This is a genomic window from Romboutsia sp. 13368 (assembly GCF_018336475.1).
GTDB lineage: Bacteria > Bacillota > Clostridia > Peptostreptococcales > Peptostreptococcaceae > Romboutsia.
In genome coordinates this window covers 1,961,430-1,962,371 of sequence record NZ_CP048741.1, presented here as the reverse complement: position 1 = coordinate 1,962,371, position 942 = coordinate 1,961,430, and the positions used below count along the sequence as shown (strand labels likewise).

The window sequence follows — 942 nt, the reverse complement described above, 5'->3', positions numbered from 1 at the left end:
ATATAAGTAAGAGGGTAAATGCATCTCCTAAGATAGTAGACTATTTAGAAATGTTAATTATGCTTTATGTATTTTTGATAGTAGTAACTACCACAGGTGGACACAATAGTAGATATAAGATATTAAGCATATTTATTGTATTAATAGGAGCTATACAATTTAGTAGAAATTATAGTTTAGGAATGGCTACTATATCTGCTATTATTATATTAATTATTGATTTATTAGCAATAGGAACAAATAAARAATCTTTGATGGAGTATTTTGAAAAAGATTTAATTTTATTTAGTGTATTATTTATTACAGCATTTATACTAGGGATGTATGTAGATATAGARAGAARCCATGGTAAAGAGCTTAAAACTTTAGCGAATATAGATGAACTTACAGGTTTATATAATTATAGATATTTTCAAGAGTTTTTGCAAAAATCTATTGATTATGCTAATAAAGAAAAGCAAGAAGTTTCATTATTGTTTATGGATATAGATTATTTTAAAACTTTTAATGATGTTAATGGACATCAAGCAGGAGATTTAATTCTTAAAGAAATTGGAGAAATAATGAAGGCATGTATAAGAAGTAGTGATGTAGTGGCTAGATATGGTGGAGAAGAGTTTGCAGTTATACTCCCAAATACTACAGAAGATGAGGCTGTGAAAATAGGAGAAAGAATTAGATTATCTATACAAAATACATATTTTAAAGGCCAAGAAAACCAACCMAATAATAATGTAACAATATCAATAGGAGTATCATCTTATCCTAATAGATCTTCTAGTAAACACCAATTAATAAGTACAGCTGATGATGCTTTATACAGAGCAAAAGTATTTAATAGAAATAGGGTAGAATTATAGCAGATAGTTTTTGATGGAATGCCATTTAATATACATTATAATAAAATAAAAATTTAACTAGAAGAAATAAATGAATTGATAA

1 protein-coding gene is annotated in these 942 nt (G+C 25.9%); it reads left to right on the top strand.

What is annotated here, in order from left to right; all coding sequences use genetic code 11:
* Nucleotides 1-860: GGDEF domain-containing protein (locus G3997_RS08130; protein WP_296645293.1), on the top strand; the 860-nt coding region annotated here is incomplete at its 5' end.
* Between the last annotated feature and the right edge of the window lie 82 nt (nt 861-942).